This window comes from Neopararhizobium haloflavum (genome assembly GCF_002750855.1).
Classification (GTDB): Bacteria; Pseudomonadota; Alphaproteobacteria; order Rhizobiales; family Rhizobiaceae; genus Georhizobium; species Georhizobium haloflavum.
In genome coordinates this window covers 461,784-483,473 of the sequence record NZ_NWUC01000001.1, presented here as the reverse complement: position 1 = coordinate 483,473, position 21,690 = coordinate 461,784, and the positions used below count along the sequence as shown (strand labels likewise).

Sequence of the window (21,690 nt, the reverse complement as noted above, 5' to 3'; positions counted from 1 at the left end):
GTCATCGTCCCCGGATTTGATCGAGACTGGCGAGATCGGGCAGCCCGAAGATCGAACGGTCGATCCCGTCGGCTGAAAAGTCGGTTCGCGTGGCCGCCCTGAGCTTGGCGGATCGCGCGCGCGGATTGGCCTCCGCCTCGGCAGGGCTGGCCGCCTGCATGCCTTTGCCTATCGGCACGAAGGTCGCCGGCTGCTCCTCCAGAACCGGAAGATGCCGAGAGCCCTGCTTTCGCCCGCTTCGCTCAGTCAGGAAGCGCTTGACCATGCGGTCTTCGAGCGAATGGAAGGTGACGACGACGAGACGCCCGCCAGGCTTGAGCGCACGCTCCGACGCGCTCAACGCATCGGCCAGTTCGCCGAGTTCGTCATTGACGAAGATGCGCAACGCCTGGAAGACGCGGGTCGCAGGATGGATCTTGTCCTTAGCCTTGCGCGGCACGACCGTCTCGATCAGGCCGGCCAGATCGCGCGTGGTGGCGAACGGCCGTTCGGCCCGCCGCTTCTCGATGGCGCGCGCAATGCGTCCTGCCTGCTTCTCTTCGCCCAGAAATCCGAAGATCCGGGCAAGATCGCCGGGCTTCAGCCCATTGACCACGTCGGCCGCGCTGACACCGTCGCGCTCCATGCGCATGTCGAGCGGGCCGTCCTTCTGGAAGGAAAAGCCGCGATCCGCTTCATCGATCTGCATGGACGACACGCCGATGTCGAGGACCACGCCGTCGAGCCCACCCTCCGGCGCATAGCGGGCGAGGTCGGAAAAGCGCGCCTGGTGAAGCGCGAGACGGCCTGCGAATTCCTCGACCATCGCCTGCCCGGCCGCAATCGCCGATGGATCGCGATCAAGGGCGATGACGGCAGCCCCGGCCTCAAGGATCGCACGGCTATAGCCGCCCGCCCCGAATGTGCCGTCCAGGATGCTTTTGCCGGGCGCAGGATCGAGCGCGGCGAGAACCTCATGAAGAAGAACCGGGATGTGGCGAACCAGTCCGCCACCGGTGCCTTCTCCGCCATTCGCGGCGGCGTCACCGGGGTTCGCCATCACCCCGTTTCTCCATTGCGAGCGGGACGCGGCGCCCCGCGCATCCGCTCCTCGCGAGCATTTCGCTGCATTTCCTCGAAGGCCGACGGGTTCCAGAGCTGGAAATGATCCGACCGGCCGACAAAGGCCACCTCGTCCTGCAGGTTCGCATAGTCCCGAATGAAGTCCGTGATCGTCAGCCGCCCTTCTCCGTCGAGCTTGAGAAATGATCCGCCGCCATGAATGAGCAGCGACATGCTGTGGGCCTCGCTCGAAAACGGATCGAGCGTCGCGATCTGCTTTTCGTAGCGGTCCAGAATGTCCGGACCGCCAAGACTGAATGCGGGGAACACGAAGTCCTGGAACCCGTAGAGCTCCTCGATCCCCTGACGGCTCATCACCGTGCGAAACACGGCCGGCACCGACACGCGGCCCTTGGCGTCGATCTTCTTCGTCGCGCTCGAAAGGAACCGGTTCATAAAGCCGTACCGCCGTGTTCCCCAACCCGGCCCATGCCATCAAGCCCCCGAAACCAGAATGCCGAAGCCACGCCGCACCCCCGTCGGCGGCGCAATCGACCACCGGACCCAACAGATCAACCGGGCTTACTCGGGACGGCAAAGTGGCGACGACGCGCCCACTGAATCTATGAATTTGGGATACCATGGGACAATTTGGGCGTCAATGGGATTGCTCCCCTTAATCGGGTTGCGAAGCATCCACTTCGCCAGCCTCAGAGCATCGTGGATTATGCTTAAGGAAGCGTTACGCCGACGCCCCGACACGGCGCTGCGGAGCACGACATCGAGCGCTCGCGAAGCGCTTGTCCGGGGAGAAAAAGTGCCAGCCGGCCTATAAGCCGGGTTCTGTATGGCCTGACCCCGAAGGGCCTGACGCGGCAGCCATTCATCTTGGGCAAGACTTGCGCCTTGCCTCGCGCAACCCACCCGGATGACTGATCCGGAAACGGACCGGCCCGCTTGCGCGAAGCCACGTCATCCCTATTCGGTCTTGCTCCCGGTGGGGTTTACCGTGCCGCTTCCGTTGCCGGTCGCGCGGTGGGCTCTTACCCCACCCTTTCACCCTTACCCCTTCGAGAAGGGGCGGTTTGCTTTCTGTGGCACTTTCCCTAGGGTCGCCCCCGCCGGACGTTATCCGGCACCGTGTTTCCGTGGAGCCCGGACTTTCCTCACCCCGCGGCCTTTCGGCGAGTGCGGAGCGCGGCTGCCCGGCCGACTGGCGGGCTTCCATTAGCGCGCGGGAAGGCCGAGGTCCATAGATACGCCGGCTGCTGCACACGTCCTTGGCGGCGAAGCGGCTTTGTCGTATGAAACCGGCATGACCCAGACCAAGACGATGCGCGACCGCTTCGAAGAGATCTATCGCACCGCCGAATGGGAAGGCGGCGGCTCGGGCGAAGGCTCGCATCCGGTTCACACATTCGGGTACAGGCGCTTCCTCGGCCGGTTTCTTCGCGAGAACGCCATCCGTTCGGTGGTCGATCTCGGCTGCGGTGATTGGCAGTTTTCACGGCGCATCGACTGGCGCGGCATCGATTATCAGGGCTTCGACGTGGTCCCAATGGTCGTCGAGGCGAACCAACGGCGTTACGGCTCCGACACCATCAGGTTCGAGCTTGCACCAGACTTCGAGAACCTCCCGCAAGCCGACCTCATCATCGCGAAGGATGTCCTTCAGCACTGGTCGAACGCGTCCATTCTCGACTTCCTGCCGGTGCTGCAGCGATATCGCCACGCCCTTATCACCAATTGCGTGACACCTGACGGGTTGAGCCAGAATTCCGATATCGCAGACGGCGACTTCCGGCCGGTCGATCTGCGCCTGGAACCCTTCAGCATGGCAGCCGAGCCAGTTTACAGCTTCCGCAACGCGCAAAGCCTGGTGCCGGGAATAAAGCCGCGCTGGAGGAAGATCGTCCTCCACCGTCGTCCGTCGGCAGGCTGAGGCATCATGTGAAATGACGGGCCGATGGTTCGTCGCCCAGTTGACCAAGCAGATAAAGCAAGACCGGGCCCTTCTTGCGAAGAGCCCGGCCCGGTCGCCTCAGACATCCGGACCGATGGTGGCTAAACCGCCGGCCGGGATCGAGGATTGCTTGCTGGGGATGCGCCGCTCAGAGCAGCGCGGCCACCTTGTTGCAGTAGTTCGCCGAGATCGGGTTCATGCTCGTTGCCCCGTGCCCGGCATTGTATTTCAGGATCGTTCCGCAGGTCGACCCATCGCCGAGTGACCGCGCCTGACCAAGATACTTCATTCCATACTTGATATTGGTTTCCGGATCGTAAAGAGCCTTGGCGCTGCCCTCATAGCCCATCAGCCGTGCGGTCGAGAGCTTGAGCTGCATCAGGCCGATTTCGCCGGCCGCGCCAGTGGCGCCGGGCCGGAAATTGCTTTCCACACGCACGACGGCATGCGCCAGACCTTCAGGAACGCCATTAGCCTCTGCGTAGGCCGAAATCAGAGAGCTATACGGATTGGCAGCATAACCGCTCACCCGCTCTTCAACCTCGAGTTCCTTTTCATGCTTTTTCGGCGCGTCATCGCCGGCAGAAGCCTCTTCGGCTTTCTCGCCTGAACCCTCAACCTCTTCCTTGGAGGCTTTCTCATCCTCCTTGGCCGATTCCGAAACCTTCGCCTGGACGAAATCAAGCGCACTCGTTTTCGCGAATGCCGTTCCGCCGAAGGTCACGGCAAGGCTGAACAAAACCGCCGACGCGGCGGTCATTCCAATATGCATCAGAAATCCACTCCACCAGTTGGAGGAGCCAACGACCGCGCGGATCGGGAGGCCCCCTCGAAACACCCTTGATAGTGACCGGTCCGTCGCAACGTGCCCCGAGCGATCGGCGCGGCCAGTGACATGGCTGGTGAGGTATAGGATTTCGAAAGGCTAGTTTAAGGCAGCGAAATAAAGAAAAGTTACGATATGTTACAGCTAAGTATTAGCAAATTCCGATCGTGTGATCGGGCAACGTCCCTATAGTTGCGATAGCAGACGATACAACGTGTCAATTGTCGAAACATCAGCCACACCATCGACACGTTGCGGGCGAAAATGTCGCTGGAATGCGACAACATTGCTGCGCGTCGTCTCACAGAATTCGCCCGTTATCTCAATTCCATAGCCGTAAAGCTTCAGCATGGACTGCAAGGCTTCAACCGGCTGCCCTCGATCACCGAACTGAAAGAAGCGGCCACTGCGGATCGGCGTTGGCTCGACGAAATGCCCGACGCCATGATTTGCAAGGCGCGCCCAGGGAAAAAGCTCCCCCGGGTCCTGCTTGCGACCAGGTGCCACATCGCTGTGCGCAAGAATACGGGCAGCTGGAATAAGGCGGCGTTCGCCACAATCGAGACACAAGCTGATAACCGCCTCGATCTGGCGCTCGGTGAAGTCGCGATAGCCATTGTCATGGCCGGGATTGGCGATCTCGACGCCGATGGAGCGACTGTTGATGTCGCTTGCGCCCTGCCAGGAGCCAGCACCGGCATGCCATGCCCTCGCCCGTTCCGGCAGCAATTGAACGACTTGCCCGTTTTCGCGTACGAAATAGTGGCACGACACGCGGCTTTCCGCCGACGTCAGCCAGTCCAGCGCGGCGCGCTCGCTCTCCATTCCGGTGTAGTGCAGAAGCAGGATATCGATCGACGTCCCCGCCGCACGCTCGTCGCGGTTCACCGCAGGCCGAATTTCGTCTGCACCGGCGAAATCGGGTGAAAAGTCCTCGGAACCGGACGCTGTCATGCCGCGATGCGGTCCCTCTCGATCGCCTCATAGGCGGCGTTGAGCCGTGCCGTCCGATCGGTCGCGATAGCCAGGAATTCCTGCGGCACACCACGGGCGATCAGCCGGTCGGGATGATTGGCGGCAACGGCCTGGCGATACCGACGCTTGATGTCCTGAAAATCTGCGTCGCGGCTGACGCCGAGGACCTTGTAGGGATCGAAGCCGCCGATATGAACGTGCCGCGCCATGATCTGTTCGAAATGACTTTCGTCTATCCGGAAGATCCGCGCGATGGCCTCCAGGAATGCCATCTCGCTGCGGTGGATGGCGCCGTCAGCCTTTGCGATATGAAAAAGTCCGTCGAGGATATCCTCCAGCAGCAGACAATTGTTTTCGCCGGAACCGCAGAGCGAGGCCAGTTTGCTCGCGTAGAATTCGAAGCCCGCAACATCCTGTTTCGCAAGGTTATAGAGCCGGGCGACATTTTCGCTCTCTTCGGGCGGGATCGCAAAAATCTGGCGGAACGCTCTGACCTCGGCGTCACTGACGATGCCATCGGCCTTGGCCATCTTGGCTGACAACGCGATCATCGCAACGGAGAACGCAACCTTGCGGCGCGTTGCCGGGTCGCCTTCGAACACGGTGCGAATGGCCTCAATGATGCGCGAGAACGCGTCCGAAGCCGTTTCACCGACGAGCTCGAATATCCGGGCGAGAAATGACATGGAAAAACGCTATGCGATTTCAAAGGGCATGGCGAGAGCGTTTGTTGCGTGAAATGCGCGCAGCACAGAACTGTCGTGCTCCGCTTGCGCGATTTAAACGCAGAAAAGGCCAGCCCCAAGGGACTGGCCTTTCCACTCGCCCGCGATCAGCGGGCGATAAGGCTACTGACTTATTCAGCCGGGGCCGGTGCGGGCTCCGGAGCAGCCATCGGATCACCTGCCGGTGCTGCGGGCTCTTCGACCGAGCCGGTCGCGTTCTCATCGACGTTGTCGCTGCAGGCGGCAAGGCCCAGAGTGGAAACAACGAGGGCTGCAGAGATCAGAAACTTACGCATTGTTCTTGCTCCTTCTATAAATTCGACATCGCTACAACGGGTAATTGGGATGTCGGTTCCTCCGATTGAAGAAGGGAGCAAACAACAGGCGTTACTATACGAAATATTTCGAACGTTTAACTCAGCGTGAACACGGAATATACATGACGTCCGGGCCGTCTTCAGGCGCGAAGCCGATGGACGATCTTCTCAGGCGTGCCGCCGCCAAGCCGCGATTGCTCGCGTAGCAGCACCGGCACCATCGCCTCTTGTACCGGGCGAGAGATCAGAAAGCCCTGAACGTTGCCAGCGCCGGCACGGCGAATGAAGTCGAGCTGTGAGTGCGTCTCCACGCCTTCAACCGTCGTCGCCATGCCAAAGGCCTTGCTGAGTTTCATGATGACACCCACCAACTCGGCTTCGCGCTCGTTCTCCAGCATCATCTCGGTGAAGGACCGGTCGATCTTGAGCGTGTCGATAGGAAAGGTGCGCAGATGGTTGATCGATGAGAAGCCCGTTCCGAAATCGTCGAGCGCGAGATGGACGCCGAGCTCGCGCAACCGTGTCAGGCTCTTGCGCACGACCGCCACATCGACGCTGAAAAGCGATTCAGTCACCTCCAGTGTCACCCGTTGCGGCGCGATACCGGACGTTTCCAGGAGATTGCGCACGAACGGCACGAAGTCGCCGTCCTTGAACTGCTCTCCGGCGATGTTGACCGAAATGCCGATGTCATCAGGCCAGGTGACAGCCTGCCGGCAGGCTTCGGTCAGCACCCATTTGCCGAGCGGTATGATCAATCCCGACTTCTCGGCGATGGGAATGAACATGTCGGGCCGGATCACCCGATCGCCCATGCGCCATCGCACCAGGGCTTCGAAGCCCTTGATCCGATCGGTCGCGAGATGAACGATCGGCTGGTATTCCAGAAAGAACCGGTCTTCCTCGATCGCCAGACGCAGATCGCTTTCCATCTGCATGCGTTGCTCGGCCTCGTGCGCCACCGCACGGTCGTAAAGCATGAAGTGGCTCCCCGGCACTTCCTTCGCGCGGTAGAGAGCCAGATCGGCGCGTCTGAGCGCATCCGACATGGACGTGTCGCCGTCCTCGATCCAAGTAACCCCGACGCTGCCGCCCGAGGTCAGGCGAATCTTCGCCAATTCGAACGGAAAGGAGATCAGTTTGACGAGCGCGTGGCAGAATTCGCAGATGACCTCGCTTGAAGGCGCGCCGGACCACAAGATGACGAATTCGTCGCCGCCGAGCCGGTAGACCGTCTGCCGGCGCCCAATCGCCTCTACCAGGCGGCGCGACAAGGCCAGCAGAATCTCGTCGCCGACATTGTGGCCCATCGTGTCATTGATGAACTTGAACTTGTCGAGATCGAGCAGCATCATCGCCGGCCGGCTATCGCCATCGATGCCGCGTGCGATTAGGGCTGCGACGTCGCGCTCCAGCGCGTGCCGATTCTTCAGGCCCGTCAGCGAATCGTGGAATGCGTTGTGCTCAAGCGAGCGTTCGGCGGTCTCGCGTCGCTCCAGTTCCTCGACAAGCTTGGTTCGCGATTCCCCGACCTTATAGAAGGTGAACCCGAGAATCGCCGGCATCAGTGCCATGGCAACATGAGCGGGATTGTTCTGGACGAGACCGGTGAGCGACTGGATCTGCGGATTGACGAAGGCGGCGTCGTAGGCCAGCGCGCAGGACGTGAACACCGAGCCGAAAGCGGCACCGGCAAAGGCGTACCGCATCCTGATGCTGGTGATGACATTGGATAGCATTAACGCCAGCCCTGATGGTTCCGCTGATGATAGCGATACCATTGCCGGCTTAAGCATTCCTTAGCAGCATCGAAGCGCTGAAGTTAATATTCCGTTACCACCGGCGCTCAAATCTGACGCTTGTCGGCGGCGCCGCAATGTCATCCGCCTGTTACCCGGTTTCGCTATCCCGATCGAAATATCGTTCTGACGGAGAATGTCGATGGCGGGTTTGGCTGCGGGGCTGCGGTCCCGGAAGAACGCAAAGATTCGGGACGCTGTGCTGCAACACGGGGCACTGTCCAGCGCCGGGGTGTCGGAGCGACTTTTCGCCTGGCTGTTTTCCGGGCTCGTCTATCCGCAGATATGGGAGGACCCCGAGGTCGACGTCGCCGCGATGCGACTTTCGCCCGGACACCGCGTCGTCACGATCGCGTCCGGCGGCTGCAACGTCCTGTCCTATCTGACCGCCCGGCCGGCGCGGATCGACGCCGTCGATCTGAACGAGGCTCATATCGCATTGAACCGGCTGAAGCTCGCAGGCCTTGCCCGTCTGCCGGGCCACGCCGATTTCCGAAGGTTCTTTGCCGAAGACGATCAGGTTCACAACACGCTGGCCTACGACATCTTTCTTGCAGCATCTCTCGACGAGCCGACACGCCGCTACTGGAACGCGCGCATGGCGAACGGGCGACGCCGGATCGCCGCGTTCAACGGCAATTTCCGCCGACAGGGTCTGCTCGGCTGGTTCATAGCCACGGCCCACCTGGTCGCCCGCCTGCACGGGGTCGATCCGCGCGCCATCGTCCACTCGAAGTCGCTGCGCGAACAGCGTCGCTTCTTTGACGAGCGTCTGGCGCCACTTTTCGACCGGCCCACCATCCGTTTCATGCTGGCGCGCCGCGCCTCTCTGTTCGGGCTCGGTATTCCGCCGGCGCAATATGATGAACTGGCAGCCGAAGATCGCGAGCGTCAGGTCGCAAAGGTGCTCAAGGCGCGCCTGGAGAAGCTGGCGTGCCATTTCCCGATCAACGAAAACTATTTCGCCTGGCAGGCCTTTGCACGTCGATATCCGATCACCGAGAACGGCGCATTGCCGCTCTACCTTCGCGCCGAGCACTTCCAGCACATGCGCGAAGACGCCGGAAAGGTTCATCTTCACCATCAGAACATCACCGGACTTCTCGCCGCCAAACCTGCACGATCGATCGATCGCTACGTGCTGCTCGACGCCCAGGACTGGATGAGCGATGCGCAGTTGAACGCGCTCTGGACGGAAATCAGCCGCACCGCCGACCGCGGCGCTCGCGTCATCTTCCGCACCGCGGGGACGCAGACGATCCTGCCGGCGCGACTTGCACCTTCCCTGCTTGACCAGTGGCGCTACGACACCGAGGAAAGCGAGCGCGGCACCCGACTGGACCGCTCGGCGATCTACGGCGGGTTCCATGTCTACGAAAGGCGGGATTGAACGTGGCGGGTCAGAACAGACTGACAGGCGATCACGGCGGCCTGATGGATGGCGTCTATCGCCATCAACGACACTTCTATGACGCAACGCGCAAATATTTCCTGCTCGGCCGCGACCCATTGATCGCAGCGCTCGACGTGCCCGAAGGCGGCAGCGTCCTGGAAGTCGGCTGTGGCACCGGTCGCAATCTGACGCTCGCAGCAAAGCGCTACCCTCACGCGCATTGTTTCGGTCTGGATATCTCTCGAAGGATGCTGGAAACGGCCGCTCGTTCCGTCGCGCGCGCCAACCTCGACGATCGCGTGCGCCTAGCAAGGGGCGATGCGACCCGGTTCGAGTGTCGGGCATTGTTCGGCATGTCGAAGGTGGATCGGATATTCCTCTCCTACACGCTTTCAATGATCCCCGACTGGCAGGCGGCGCTTTGCACGTCTCTGGCCAACCTGGCACCGGGCGGATCGCTGCACATCGTCGACTTCGCGGACCAGTCGGGATTTCCTGATCTTTTCGGCAGGACCTTGCGGGCTTGGCTCGCCCGGTTTCACGTCACGCCGCGCGTGGATCTGATCGATGTCGCCGGCGCTCTCGCCCATGCGCACAAGGGGCACCTTGTCGCCCGAAGTCTCTATCGCGACTATGCATTGCACATCATAGTGACCTTGCCACCACAGCCGCCCGCCGATGCAGCCCGAATGCAAAATGACATTGGCCGCGATCCCCTGCCCGCGTAAGCATGGTGCCTGACGATTCGGATTGGCAGGGGGATGCATGCGGGCGACCGTCTTCGCGCTCATGACGGCATTGACGATGGCACTTGGCGCCTGCAGCGCGACGACCTACGATGTCCTCAATGTCGGGGCCATCCCGCCACCCCGTTTCGGCGATCGCGACCCCCAGGATTTCGCACGCAGCCCGTCCACCTATCCCGTGCACGGCATAGACGTGTCCAAGTATCAGGGCGACATCGACTGGGCCGAGGCGCGCGCGGCCGGCGTCTCCTTCGCCTTCATCAAGGCGACGGAAGGCGGCGACCGTGTCGATGACCGGTTCCACGAATACTGGCGGGCGAGCCGCGAAGCCGGCATTCCCCGCAGCGGATATCACTTCTACTATTTCTGCCGTCCGGCAATCGAGCAGGCGCAATGGTACATCCGCAATGTGCCCCGTGAGAGCGATACGCTTCCGCCGGTTCTCGACATGGAATGGAATCACCATTCGCCCACCTGCCAGCTCCGTCCTTCACCGGAAACGGTGCGCCGGGAAATGCGAATCTTCCTCGGCGCGATCGAGCGCCACTACGGCAAGCGGCCGATCATCTACACGACCATCGACTTTCATCGTCAGAACATCGAAGGCCACTTCACCGACTACCCGATGTGGCTGCGGGCCGTGGCGGAACACCCGGACACACTCTATCCGGGCCATGACTGGCATTTCTGGCAATATACCGGAACCGGCATCGTTCCCGGCATCGACGGCAACACGGACATCAACGTCTTTCGCGGCACGGCCGATCAATGGCGCGCTTGGGTGGAAGATCTGACGAGCTGACCGGCGGCTCCGCGCGTCGAGGTGCCACAAGACGGACATGATCGACCGGCAAAGCCGGACCACAGCGACCGCCACACCGGAGCGGACGATTTTCTGCGAATCCAAGGGGAAGCAAAACCATGACTGGACATCTGAAGGCCCGCCTGCGTGCACTCTCGTTGACGGCGATTGTGGCAACGGCCACCGCGCCGGCCGCGCTCGCCCAGCAATGCGGCGGTGATTTCGGCCAGTTCCTGGACGGCGTCCGTCAGGAAGCGCTCGCGCAGGGACTGTCGCAACAGGCGGCCGACCGCGTTCTGGGGGCTGCACGACAGGATCAGCAGATCCTTGCTCATGATCGCGGCCAGAGCGTCTTCAAACAGGATTTCCTTGAATTCTCGCAACGCATGATCAGCGCCAACCGGATGCAGAACGGACAGGCGAACATGCAGCGCTACGCCGACACCTTTGCGCGCGCCGAGCAGCAATATGGCGTGCCCGCTGCCGTCATCACCGCTTTCTGGGGGCTTGAAACCGATTTCGGTGCCGTGCAGGGCAACATCAACACGGTCAACGCGCTGGCGACGCTCGCCCATGACTGCCGGCGCCCGGAGTTGTTCCGCCCCCACCTCATCGGCGCCATCGCAATGGCTGAACGCGGCGATCTCGAGCCGGCGAGCATGACCGGCGCCTGGGCCGGCGAGATCGGCCAGGTGCAGATGCTGCCCGCCGACATCATCGAATATGGCGTCGACGGTGATGGCGATGGCCATGTCGACATGAAGAACAGCGCCCCCGACGCGATCATGACAGCGGCCAACTTCATTCGCGGCCTCGGCTGGCGGGCTGGCGAACCGTGGCTGCAGGAAGTCACGATCCCGCAGACCCTTCCCTGGGAGCGAACCGGCCTACAGCCAGGAACGACCGTCGGAGAATGGCAGCAGATGGGCGTACAGCCACGCAATGGCAGCTTTCCCAATCCGGGCCTGGAAGCACGCCTGATCATGCCGCAGGGACGCAACGGCCCCGTCTTCCTCGCCTACCCGAATTACGACGTCTATCTGGAGTGGAACCAGTCCTTCATCTACACGACATCGGCGGCCTATTTTGCGACGCGCCTGGCCGGTGCCGACCGCTATAGCGCCGGCAATCCCGATCCCGGTCTGTCGGACGACCAGATGATGGCGCTGCAGCAGCGACTGCAGGCGCGCGGTCACGACGTCGGCAAGATCGATGGAATCCTCGGCGGCGGCACCCGCGCTGCCGTGCGGGCCGAACAGATGCGTCTCGGTCTTCCCGCAGATGGTTGGCCGACACCGTCGCTGCTCAGCCAACTCTGAGCCGCGGCGGCCTTCAGGAGGCCATCGTTTCGAGGCTGGCGAAGCCTTCCGGCGCGCCTTCCTCGCCGAATGCGGTCGTGACCTCGACGAAATCGTTCGGATAGAAGCCGTTGAAGCGCGTCCTCAGGGACAATGAGTACGCGCCGATATGGCCGATCTCGATCCAATCGCCGGTGTCAACGGTCTCGGGCAGCCAGAACGGCCGAGACAGAATGTCGACGGAATCGCAGGTCGCGCCGCAGACCTTGAATGGCACGATCTTGTCCGCATCGCCATTGCGGCTCTTGCGGGCCGGGTCCGGGATGAAGCGGGCCGGCAGGGTGATCTTGCCGGTCCACGAGTCCGACAGCGATGCCCATATTCCGTCGTTGATGTAAAGCCGCCTGCCCTTGCGCAGCAGAACGCGGACCACCAGCGAGAAAGCACGCGCGACGATGGCGCGCCCCGGCTCGGCAACCAGCGGCAACCCCTTGAAGTCCCATTCGTCCAGATTGGCATCGAGCTTGGCCATCAGGACATCGAGCGAGGGCACATCCGGCTTCTTGCGGTTGGGATCATGCCCATACTCGGCGGGAAATCCGCCGCCGACATCCAGGCCCGCAAGTTGCACCCCGGCCCGGTTGCGGATCCAGTCGGCCGAGGCGAGCGCACGCTCATAGGATTCCGATTCGGCAATCTGACTTCCAACATGGAAGCATAGTCCCACCTTGAAGCCGATGCGGTCCAGCCGCTGGACGAGTTCGACGGCATGGCCTGGCGCTGCGCCGAATTTCTTGGACAATTCGTATGCCGCGTGACCCTTGGTCTGCAGGCGGACAAATATGGTGAAATCAGCCGGGTCGAGATCGAGCGCGCGCACGATGCGCAGCAGCTTGGCGATTTCGTCCTCGTGGTCGAGCGAGAGTATCCGAATACCGTATGTCTCAAGGGCGAGCCGGATGTCGGACTGTGCCTTGACGGGATGCATGTAGAGCATCCGCGCGGTCCCGCTCGCCTCCCGCACGGCGGCGAATTCGGCTGGCGAGGCGACATCGAACGTCTCGATGCCGGCCTCGACCAGCGCCGACAGGACCATGGGCTCGCCATTGGTCTTGACCGCGTAAGCCGTTTCGCCTGCGAAGAGCCGCATGAAGCGCTGCGCATCCTCACGAAGCACCTGCGGACGGAAACAGTAGAGCGGTGCGTCGGGCCTCAGGGCCAGAGCGGCTTCCGTACCAGTGGCGAATCGCTGCATTCCACGCTCCTTGAATGGATTGGCGACGCTATCAGCTTGGCCGGCGCGGTAAAGCCTTTGCCGGCGAGGCAGCCGCGGGAGTGCAATGGCCGCGTCCACCAAAAGGGGTATTTTTCCACTGTTCGTCCAACGCGCGCCGCTGGCCGAAGCGAGAAACAAAACAGTTTCTTAAGGGGTGAGTCCGGGTCAAAACTTGCGCATCGTTTTCGCACTGCAACAACGAATTTGCTTTCCGCCTTTCGCGTTAACACCTATTATCAAGAGGTTAACTGCAAGGAGGTGACCATGAGACTGACGCAGCAGCTCAACGTTCTCATGATCTGTGCAGCGTTCGCCTTCGTCGGGAGCATGCTGTTCATCTGAATGGCACCCGTAAGGGCGTAGACTTTAACAACAAAGACCCCCAGCAAGAATCGGAAAGGGGATGGTTTTCGGACCATCCCCTTTCTCTTTGTCGGTTTGATGACGGTCAGGTCCATGGCACCGCTCAGGCTGCCGCCACCTGAGCCTCGTCGGCGGCATGACCCCGGCGCCGCAGCCCGAGCAGATGGCAGATCGCGTAGACCAGTTGGGCCCGGTTCATCGTGTAGAAGTGGAAGTCGTGGACGCCGCGCTCCACGAGGTCCATCACCTGATCGGCGGCAAGGGCGGCGGCGACGAGAGACCGGGTCTGTGGATCGTCATCCAACCCATCGAAGCGCTCGGCGAGCCAGCCAGGGATCGAGGCGCCGCACATGCCGGCGAACCGAGAGACCTGTTTGAAATTATGGATCGGCAGGATGCCCGGGACGATCGGCACATAGATGCCGGCGCGGCGTACCCGCTCCACATAGCGCTCGTAACTGTCGTTATCGAAGAAGAACTGGGTGATCGCCCGCGTCGCGCCATTGTCGACCTTGCGTTTCAGCATGTCGATATCGGTCATGAAATCCGGGCTTTCAGGATGCTTTTCGGGATAGGCGGACACGGAAATCTCGAAATCGGCGAATGCCTTGAGACCGGCAACGAGTTCGGCCGCGTTGGCATAGCCGTCCTGATGCGGCTTGAAGCGTGTACCGATGCCGCCGGAGGGGTCGCCGCGCAATGCAACGAAATGGCGAACTCCGGCTGACCAGAATTCCCGCACCACGGCGTCGACGTCATCCCGGCTCGCGTCGACGCAGGTCAGATGAGCCGCCGTCGAAAGGGTTGTTTCCTCGTGGATGCGCCGCACGGTGTTGAGCGTCGGCTGCTTGGTCGAGCCGCCGGCGCCGTAGGTCACCGATACAAAATCCGGATTGAACGGGGCGAGCCGCGAAACGCTTTCAAACAGTTGCGTCTCCATGTCTCCCGACTTCGGCGGGAAGAATTCGAAAGAGACGTTGATGCGGTCGGCCGTGAGCGAGGGGCTGGAGCGTCTGAGCAGCGACATGGGTTAAGCCAATCCTGTTTGAGCCGTCTGGTCATCGGCGATGAGAAGACGGGGATCGCGTGCGAGCCAGATGGTGACCGTGAGTTTTTCGCCGGACGCATCATCCGGCTTGAGGTCGACGACCTTCTCGACGTCCAGACCGCAGGCTTCCAGTGCGTCGACGATCGTTTCATGAGAGAATCCAAGGCGCATATGTGCATGGTCCTCGCGAAGACGATCCAGCACGTGCGGGGCGAAGTCGACGATGGCGAGCCGGCCGGAGGGACGCAGCATGCGCGCAGCTTCGGCGATTGCCGCATCCGGCGACTGGAGATAATGCAGCACCTGATGGATCGTCACGAGATCGAAACTGTCGCGATCAAGCGGCAGATTGAAGATGTCGCCGTGGCGCACCGAGGCGTGGCTGAGCCCGCTGCGATCGAGATTGGACCGGGCGACGGCCAGCATGTCGCGGCTCGCGTCAACGCCGATCCCGCGACGATAGAGCCCCTCGAACAACTGCAGGATACGCCCTGTGCCCGTTCCAAGGTCGAGCATGGAGTCGAACGGCGTCTGCCCGATGAGATCGAGCAGAGCGCCTTCGACCTTGTCGTCGCTGACATGCAGCGAGCGCAACTGATCCCATGAGGCAGCGTTGCGCGAGAAATAGGACTGGGCCCTTTCCGCTCTCGCATGCTTGACGCCGTCCAGGCGCTCTGCATCGCGGGCCAGGATCTGGTCCTTGCGCGATGCCGCATCGATCAGAAGCCTTGCCAGATGGGAGCCGCTGCCTTCACTGGTCAGTCGAAAGAAGGCCCAGGCCCCCTCCTGATAGCGCTCGATCAGCCCGGCTTCTCCGAGCAGCTTGAGATGGCGCGAGATTCGAGGCTGGGACTGGCCGAGGATTTCCGTCAGATCGGTGACGGTCAGGTCGCTGCTGCTCAAAAGAGCAAGAAGGCGCATGCGCGTGTGTTCACCCGCGGCCTTCAAGAGGTCGACCAGTTCGTCCAGCCCGAGTTTGTAATGGTCCAACATGACGACCTCGAAAATGATATAAAGATATGTTTATGTCATTTTCGACGCATGTCAAGGCGTGACACTCAGCCGCGATAGACCCATTGCTCCGGGATCTGAACCTTCACCGTCTCCCCGGCCTTGATCGTACCGGCTTTCTCGACCCATGCGACAAGGCCCCTACGGCGCTTGGCCCCGTCCTTGAACGACAGCGCGAGCGTGGTGTGATCGCGCTCGGGATACTGGTCGGCGATGGCGCTGCCGGAGAGACGGCACGGGGCATTTTGTCCATCGACCTTGAGCGTGACGCCGTTCTCGAAGAACAACAGCGTGCGTGGCGGCAACATCGAAAGAGCGGGAACGCCGACAAGGTCGATATTGGCCCCGATCCATTCCGCGCGCACCCGGTCGATATCCATATCGAGCGCCACCCCGGCCAGTTCCTCCGAGGAGACGATCGAGACCTGGCGCTCGTTGCGCATCTCGGTTCCGCGCGGATACCAGGGCTCGCGGCCGCCCGAACGCCGGCTGATCCCGGCGTGGAAGTCCCCTTCGATGCCGGCCAGCGTCAAGGTGAGCCTGTCGACGCGACTGCTGATGAAATCAGTGCCGACAGCCGCGAACAGACTGCCGACCTTTGCCTTCAACCTGCGGCCGGGCACAATATCCGTGACGGTGTCGAGAAATGTCGTCTGGCTCATCAATCCCCCTTGTCCGATTTACCGGCGACTGTGCCGCACGAATTGGGGTTATGACCAGTTCGAAAAAATCATGCCAGCCGTTCACGACGTTGAAGTCCGGCGAACTTTACCGATCGATGATATGGACGTAGAGTTTCCGGGCGGGTTGGGACCGACTTCGACCAAGGAGTGTCGTCATGACGCGGTTCTCGATCGTCTTGCTGCTCGCCAGCGGCTGTGTCCTCCCCGCAAATGCCGCCGATTATTCCTGCAACAATCTCGTGCCGGCGGGGTCGCGCATGATCTGCCCCGGCTTCGAACCCAACTGGGCCGTGGAACTGATCTGCGAAGAGCCGGTCATGTCGTCGAACTATATCAACGCTTTCAGCGGCGACGAAATAACCGAGACTCCAGGCAACGCCTCGGTCACATCGCAAGACCCGTGGAGCTTCTCCACCAGCCACGGCATCGAAGGCACGATCGCCTTCACCCCGGGTCAGTGCCAGGACGAGAGCGATCGGTTCTTCGATTTCACCCTGACAACCACGGCGCAGCCGGATTTCCCAGGATCGATCCCGGATATCTGCTGCAGGATTGAGAGCAACCGTTAGCCGCGGGCCATATCCTGACGGGATCGGAGAGCCCCAGCCAGGATAGGCACGCGTTTGCCTAGCGCGTCAGCCTTTTGTAGGTCACGCGCTTTGGATTGACACTGTCCGGACCGAGGCGACGGATCTTATCCTTTTCATAGTCCTCGAAGTTGCCTTCGAACCACTCGACGTGGCTGTCGCCCTCGAAGGCGAGGATATGGGTCGCCAGCCGGTCAAGGAACATCCGGTCGTGGCTGATGATGACGGCGCAGCCGGCGAAATTCTCAAGCGCATCCTCCAGCGCGGCCAGCGTCTCGGTATCGAGGTCGTTGGTTGGTTCGTCGAGCAGGATGACGTTGCCACCGGACTTGAGCATCTTGGCCATATGCACGCGGTTGCGCTGACCGCCCGAAAGCGTGCCGACCTTCTGCTGCTGATCGCCGCCCTTGAAGTTGAAGGCGCCGACATAGGCGCGGCTGTTCACTTCATGCTTGCCGAGCTTGATGATGTCGTTGCCGCCGGAGATTTCCTCCCAGACCGTCTTGTCGCCGGCCAAGGCGTCGCGGCTTTGATCGACATAACCGAGGTGGACTGTATCGCCGACGCGAAAATCGCCGCTGTCGGGCTGTTCTTGGCCGGTGATCATGCGGAACAGCGTCGTCTTGCCGGCGCCGTTCGGACCGATCACGCCGACGATGCCGCCGGGCGGCAATTTGAACGAAAGTCCATCGATGAGAACCTTGTCGCCGTAGGCCTTGGTGATGTCCTCGGCTTCGATCACAACCTGGCCGAGACGTTCGCCGGCGGGAATCGTGATGGCGCCATCGCCCGGCTTGCGGTCGCTCGCCGACTGCACGAGTTCGTCATAGGCGCGGATACGGGCCTTGGATTTCGCCTGTCTCGCCTTGGGGCTGGAAGCCATCCACTCGGCCTCGCGCGCAAGCGCTTTCTGTCGGGACGCCTCTTCGCGGCCTTCCTGCTGCATGCGCTTGGCCTTCTTCTCAAGATAGGCCGTGTAGTTGCCCTCATAGGGAATGCCCCGGCCACGATCGAGCTCGAGAATCCAGCCGGTGACGTTGTCGAGGAAGTAGCGATCGTGGGTGACCATGAGAACGGCGCCGGGATATTCCCGCAGGTGCTTTTCCAGCCAGGCGATGGTTTCGGCATCGAGGTGGTTCGTCGGCTCGTCGAGCAGCAGCAGGTCGGGCTGCGACAGCAGCAGCTTGCACAGCGCGACGCGGCGCTTTTCACCACCGGACAGGTTGTCGACCGACGCTTCGCCGGGCGGGCAGCGCAGCGCATCCATCGCCATCTCGACCTGGCTGTCGAGATCCCAAAGGTTCTGGGCATCGATGACGTCCTGAAGCTTGGCGCCTTCTTCCGCCGTCTCGTCGGAATAGTTCATCATCAGTTCGTTGTAGCGGTCGAGGATCGCCTGCTTCTCGGCAACGCCCTCCATCACGTTTTCAAGAACCGTCTTGGTCTCGTCCAGTTGCGGTTCCTGCGGCAGATAGCCAAGCTTCGCGCCATCTGCGAGCCAGGCTTCGCCCGTGAACTCCTTGTCCAGCCCGGCCATCACGCGCAGCACGGTCGACTTGCCGGCGCCGTTGGGGCCCAGAATGCCGATCTTGGCATCGGGATAGAATGACAGGTGAATGTTCTCGAGGATCTTCTTGTTGCCGTAGGCCTTATTGAGCCCGGCCATATGATAGATGAACTGGCGTGCCATAGCGCGCGATCTTCCTTGAAATCGAGTGTGGATTTGCCGGATATGTGTGGTCGGCCCCGCTTGTAGGCAATGTTGCCAGTCGGGGCAATCGCCATTGCGGACACTTACAGCATCGGAATTTGATGACAGAGACGTTTTCAGCCAGCTCGTTTGCTGCGCCCGATGGCGCCGTGTTGAACGTTCATCATGCCCCACCGGCAGGCGATTGCAGAGCCGTTATCCAGATATGCCACGGGCTGGCCGAGCACGCCGGCCGCTATGGCAAATTCTCCGAGCGCATGGCGAAGGAGGGTTATGCCGTCTTCGCCCACGATCATCGCGGTCACGGGGAAACCCGGGCACCTGGCGCCCCGCTCGGCCAGTTCGCCAAGAGCGGCGGCTTGGAAAAAGTGGTGAGCGACGTCCTCTTCGTCCGGCAATTGGCCGCAGACCGCCACCCCGGCCTGCCAGTGATCCTCTTCGGCCATTCCATGGGCGGTCTCATCGCGCTCAACACGGCGATTTCGCGGCCTGACGCCTATGCCGCGCTGGCAATATGGAACGCCAATTTCAAGGCCGGGATCGCCGGCCGCGCCGCACAGGCTATTCTCGCGGTCGAACGCGCCTTCAAGGGCTCCGACGTGCCAAGCACCATCATACCGCGCCTGACGTTCGAGGCATGGGGCAACGCGGTGAACAACCACCGCACGATGTTCGATTGGCTGTCGCACGATCCCGCTGTCGTTGATGCCTACATCGCCGATCCGCGCTGCGGCTTCGACGCCAGCGTCTCCATGTGGCGCGACGTCTTCGCACTCGTTTATCGCGGCGGCGATCCAGCCAATTGGCAGGCCTTGCCGAAAGCGCTGCCCATCCACCTGCGCGGTGGCGGCGAAGACCCCGGCACGGACTACGGAAAGGCCGTCGCATGGCTGGCCACCCGGCTGAGGAAAGCCGGGTTCACTGACGTGAGCTTGACGATAGAGCCGGCGATGCGGCACGAGACGCTGAACGAGGTTGGCGCCGAGCGCGCGATCGCAGACTTTGCCACCTGGCTTGACCAGGCGGTTCCAGGACAGACATCACGAGGAAATCGAGCATGAGAACTGGCGGAGAACTGATCGTCGACGCCCTGGTGGCGAACGGAACGAAGCGCCTGTTCTGCGTACCGGGCGAAAGCTACCTCGCCGTGCTCGATGCTCTGGTCGACGCCGATATCGGCGTCACAGTCTGCCGGCAGGAAGGCGGCGCGGCAATGATGGCGGACTGCTGGGGCCGGCTGACCGGCGAGCCAGGCATCTGCTTCGTAACGCGCGGGCCTGGCGCCACCAATGCTTCGGCCGGGCTCCACATCGCCCGGCAGGACTCCACGCCGATGATCCTGTTCATCGGCCAGGTGCAGCGCGAGGCGCGCGAGCGAGAAGCCTTCCAGGAAGTGGAGTACCGCCGCGCCTTCACCGAATTCGCCAAGTGGGTCGGCGAGATCGACGACGCGCGGCGCATTCCCGAATTCGTCACGCGCGCCTTTTCGGTGGCGACGTCCGGCCGCCCCGGACCGGTCGTCCTGACGCTTCCCGAGGACGTGCTGCGTGACCGCGTCGACGCGCCGGCGCCGAAAGCATACACCAGGGTGGAGACCTATCCGGGCGCGGCGCAGATGGAGGAAATGGAACGCCGGCTGCTTGAAGCCAAGCGCCCCTTCGCCATTCTCGGCGGCTCACGCTGGAGCGAACAGGCCGTCAGCAGCTTCGCGAGCTTCGCCGAAAGGCACGAACTGCCCGTTGGCTGCTCTTTCCGCCGCCAGATGCTCTTCGATCATCTCCATCCCTGCTATGCCGGCGATGTGGGCATCGGCATCAATCCGGCGCTCGCCGAAGAGATCAGGAACGCCGACCTGATCCTGCTCGTCGGCGGCCGGATGTCGGAAATGCCGTCATCGAACTACACACTGCTGGAAAGTCCCTATCCGCGCCAGACGCTCATTCACGTTCATCCCGATGCCAGCGAACTCGGACGGGTCTACCGTCCGGACCTTGCGATCAACGCCAGCCCGAACGCCTTCTGCGCTGCCTTGCCAAAGGGTGATCACAACCCGCCGCCAGCCGGTGCCGACCGCGCAGCGCGTCTTCATGCCGGGTATCGTCAATGGTCGAAGCCGCCCTCCTCCGGACCCGGCCAAGTCCAGATGGGCCAGGTGATGACGTGGCTGGAGGACAACCTCGCCGAGGACGCGATCATCACCAACGGGGCCGGCAACTACGCGACATGGGTTCACCGCTTCCACCGTTTCCGCGGCTTTGCCACTCAGGCCGCGCCCACATCCGGCTCGATGGGGTACGGGCTCCCCGCGGCCGTCGCGGCCAAACAGCTTTTCCCGGAACGCGACGTCATCTGCTTCGCCGGTGACGGCTGCTTCATGATGCATGGCCAGGAGTTCGCGACGGCCGTCAAATACGGCCTTCCCATCATCGTTGTTGTGGTCAACAATCAGATGTACGGCACGATCCGCATGCACCAGGAACGCGACTATCCCTCCCGCGTCAGCGCCACGGACCTCACCAATCCCGATTTCGCCGCGCTCGCCCGTGCCTATGGCGGCCATGGCGAGAGCGTGGCGCAGACCGAGGACTTCGCGCCGGCATTCGAGCGAGCGCGTGCAAGCGGCAAGCCGGCGATCATCGAAATCACGCTCGATCCCGAAGCGATCACGCCGACGCGCACCTTGAGCGATATTCGCGGCGGCTCTTGAAACGCCGCGAAAACCTAGTTTCGGATGTGACGCGTCATCTCGTAGATTTTGGTCGACCGCGCACCGGAGCGGCAGTAGCCAAGCATCGGGCGCGGCATTTCGTCGAGACAATCGACGAAGGCGTGGACCTGATCGGCGCTCACGCCTTCCGCGCCGAACGGCACCTGGCGGATTTCCAGTCCGAGGCGCTCCGCTTCCGCCTTGATATCGGCAAAACCGGTCTGTTCCGGCGCTTCGCCATCCGGGCGGTGGCAGACGATGGACTTGAACCCCTGGTCCTTCACCGTTTTCACGTCCTCCACCGCGATCTGGGAGGAAACCGAGTACTCGTCGTTGATCCGGCGGATGTCCATGCGTCACCTTTTTCAAGCCTGAAATCACTGTCGCCAGTGATAGGCGGGCTTGCCGGCAAAAATCAA

General features: G+C 62.0%; 21 protein-coding genes and 1 other RNA gene. 8 read left to right on the top strand and 14 right to left on the bottom strand.

The genetic code is table 11. The features are described 5' to 3' along the window. Nucleotide 1 precedes the first annotated feature (1 nt). The 3 genes from rsmH to rnpB all read right to left on the bottom strand — a co-directional run bounded on the left by rsmH (nt 2) and on the right by rnpB (nt 2,258). Nucleotides 2-1,042, bottom strand: coding sequence for a 16S rRNA (cytosine(1402)-N(4))-methyltransferase RsmH (rsmH, locus tag CN673_RS02450; RefSeq protein ID WP_370852997.1), 1,041 nt, complete (start codon nt 1,040-1,042; stop codon nt 2-4). Beyond that, nucleotides 1,039-1,497, bottom strand: coding sequence for a division/cell wall cluster transcriptional repressor MraZ (gene mraZ, locus CN673_RS21240; RefSeq protein ID WP_099864627.1), 459 nt, complete (start codon nt 1,495-1,497; stop codon nt 1,039-1,041). The genes rsmH and mraZ overlap by 4 nt, the downstream gene beginning before the upstream one ends. A gap of 360 nt (nt 1,498-1,857) precedes the next feature. After that, nucleotides 1,858-2,258, bottom strand: an RNA gene (rnpB, locus tag CN673_RS02440) — RNase P RNA component class A. 98 nt (nt 2,259-2,356) lie between these two features. On the opposite strand from rnpB, the gene CN673_RS02435 reads away from it, so the two are divergent. Further along, a complete protein-coding gene (locus tag CN673_RS02435) occupies nt 2,357-2,983 on the top strand; it encodes a class I SAM-dependent methyltransferase (RefSeq protein ID WP_099864626.1) in 627 nt (208 codons plus the stop codon). A gap of 169 nt (nt 2,984-3,152) precedes the next feature. On the opposite strand, the gene CN673_RS02430 is transcribed toward CN673_RS02435, so the two are convergent. From CN673_RS02430 to CN673_RS02415, 5 genes are all read right to left on the bottom strand, one after another. Continuing rightward, on the bottom strand, nt 3,153-3,776 hold the full coding sequence (locus CN673_RS02430) for a lytic transglycosylase domain-containing protein (protein WP_099864625.1): 624 nt from the start codon (nt 3,774-3,776) through the stop codon (nt 3,153-3,155). 240 nt (nt 3,777-4,016) lie between these two features. Then, nucleotides 4,017-4,784, bottom strand: a complete 768-nt coding sequence (locus tag CN673_RS02425) for an N-acetylmuramoyl-L-alanine amidase (RefSeq protein ID WP_099864624.1) — start codon at nt 4,782-4,784, stop codon at nt 4,017-4,019. Continuing rightward, nucleotides 4,781-5,491, bottom strand: coding sequence for a J domain-containing protein (locus tag CN673_RS02420; RefSeq protein WP_099864623.1), 711 nt, complete (start codon nt 5,489-5,491; stop codon nt 4,781-4,783). The genes CN673_RS02425 and CN673_RS02420 overlap by 4 nt, the downstream gene beginning before the upstream one ends. Before the next feature lie 170 nt (nt 5,492-5,661). Beyond that, nucleotides 5,662-5,826: a hypothetical protein gene (locus CN673_RS21035; protein WP_198585865.1), complete on the bottom strand. Its 165-nt coding sequence runs from the start codon at nt 5,824-5,826 to the stop codon at nt 5,662-5,664. Nucleotides 5,827-5,987: 161 nt separating this feature from the next. After that, on the bottom strand, nt 5,988-7,586 hold the full coding sequence (locus CN673_RS02415; protein ID WP_198585864.1) for a putative bifunctional diguanylate cyclase/phosphodiesterase: 1,599 nt from the start codon (nt 7,584-7,586) through the stop codon (nt 5,988-5,990). Between the two features lie 202 nt (nt 7,587-7,788). Here CN673_RS02415 and CN673_RS02410 point away from each other — a divergent pair, with 202 nt between their 5' ends. The 4 genes from CN673_RS02410 to CN673_RS02395 all read left to right on the top strand — a co-directional run bounded on the left by CN673_RS02410 (nt 7,789) and on the right by CN673_RS02395 (nt 11,906). Further along, complete coding sequence (locus tag CN673_RS02410; RefSeq protein WP_099865022.1) at nt 7,789-9,036, top strand: BtaA family protein; 1,248 nt, start codon at nt 7,789-7,791, stop codon at nt 9,034-9,036. Between the two features lie 2 nt (nt 9,037-9,038). Continuing rightward, nucleotides 9,039-9,767: a class I SAM-dependent methyltransferase gene (locus CN673_RS02405; protein WP_370852996.1), complete on the top strand. Its 729-nt coding sequence runs from the start codon at nt 9,039-9,041 to the stop codon at nt 9,765-9,767. 37 nt (nt 9,768-9,804) lie between these two features. After that, nucleotides 9,805-10,587, top strand: a complete 783-nt coding sequence (locus CN673_RS02400; RefSeq protein ID WP_099864621.1) for a glycoside hydrolase family 25 protein — start codon at nt 9,805-9,807, stop codon at nt 10,585-10,587. Nucleotides 10,588-10,706: 119 nt separating this feature from the next. Beyond that, nucleotides 10,707-11,906, top strand: coding sequence for a lytic murein transglycosylase (locus tag CN673_RS02395; RefSeq protein WP_099864620.1), 1,200 nt, complete (start codon nt 10,707-10,709; stop codon nt 11,904-11,906). Nucleotides 11,907-11,919: 13 nt separating this feature from the next. On the opposite strand, the gene CN673_RS02390 is transcribed toward CN673_RS02395, so the two are convergent. From CN673_RS02390 to CN673_RS02375, 4 genes are all read right to left on the bottom strand, one after another. Continuing rightward, complete coding sequence (locus tag CN673_RS02390; protein ID WP_099864619.1) at nt 11,920-13,140, bottom strand: alanine racemase; 1,221 nt, start codon at nt 13,138-13,140, stop codon at nt 11,920-11,922. A 487-nt stretch (nt 13,141-13,627) separates the two neighbouring features. Then, nucleotides 13,628-14,551, bottom strand: coding sequence for a methylenetetrahydrofolate reductase [NAD(P)H] (gene metF / locus CN673_RS02385; RefSeq protein WP_099864618.1), 924 nt, complete (start codon nt 14,549-14,551; stop codon nt 13,628-13,630). 3 nt (nt 14,552-14,554) lie between these two features. After that, nucleotides 14,555-15,565, bottom strand: coding sequence for an ArsR/SmtB family transcription factor (locus CN673_RS02380; protein ID WP_099864617.1), 1,011 nt, complete (start codon nt 15,563-15,565; stop codon nt 14,555-14,557). 65 nt (nt 15,566-15,630) lie between these two features. Continuing rightward, entirely contained in the window at nt 15,631-16,245 is a 615-nt protein-coding gene (locus tag CN673_RS02375; protein ID WP_099864616.1) for an MOSC domain-containing protein, read from the bottom strand. Between the two features lie 176 nt (nt 16,246-16,421). Between CN673_RS02375 and CN673_RS02370 the strand changes: the two genes are divergently transcribed. Then, a complete protein-coding gene (locus CN673_RS02370) occupies nt 16,422-16,835 on the top strand; it encodes a hypothetical protein (protein ID WP_099864615.1) in 414 nt (137 codons plus the stop codon). Between the two features lie 58 nt (nt 16,836-16,893). Here CN673_RS02370 and ettA read toward each other — a convergent pair whose 3' ends face one another. Then, nucleotides 16,894-18,543 (bottom strand): energy-dependent translational throttle protein EttA, encoded by a 1,650-nt coding sequence (ettA, locus tag CN673_RS02365; protein WP_099864614.1) that lies wholly within the window; start codon nt 18,541-18,543, stop codon nt 16,894-16,896. A 122-nt stretch (nt 18,544-18,665) separates the two neighbouring features. Between ettA and CN673_RS02360 the strand changes: the two genes are divergently transcribed. Then, the gene (locus CN673_RS02360) at nt 18,666-19,625 is read left to right on the top strand and encodes an alpha/beta fold hydrolase (RefSeq protein WP_099864613.1); all 960 of its coding nucleotides are present in this window, start codon (nt 18,666-18,668) and stop codon (nt 19,623-19,625) included. Beyond that, a complete protein-coding gene (locus CN673_RS02355; protein ID WP_099864612.1) occupies nt 19,622-21,271 on the top strand; it encodes a thiamine pyrophosphate-binding protein in 1,650 nt (549 codons plus the stop codon). Before CN673_RS02360 ends, CN673_RS02355 begins: the two co-directional genes overlap by 4 nt. Nucleotides 21,272-21,285: 14 nt before the next feature. On the opposite strand, the gene CN673_RS02350 is transcribed toward CN673_RS02355, so the two are convergent. Continuing rightward, nucleotides 21,286-21,624: a protein tyrosine phosphatase family protein gene (locus CN673_RS02350; RefSeq protein ID WP_099864611.1), complete on the bottom strand. Its 339-nt coding sequence runs from the start codon at nt 21,622-21,624 to the stop codon at nt 21,286-21,288. Between the last annotated feature and the right edge of the window lie 66 nt (nt 21,625-21,690).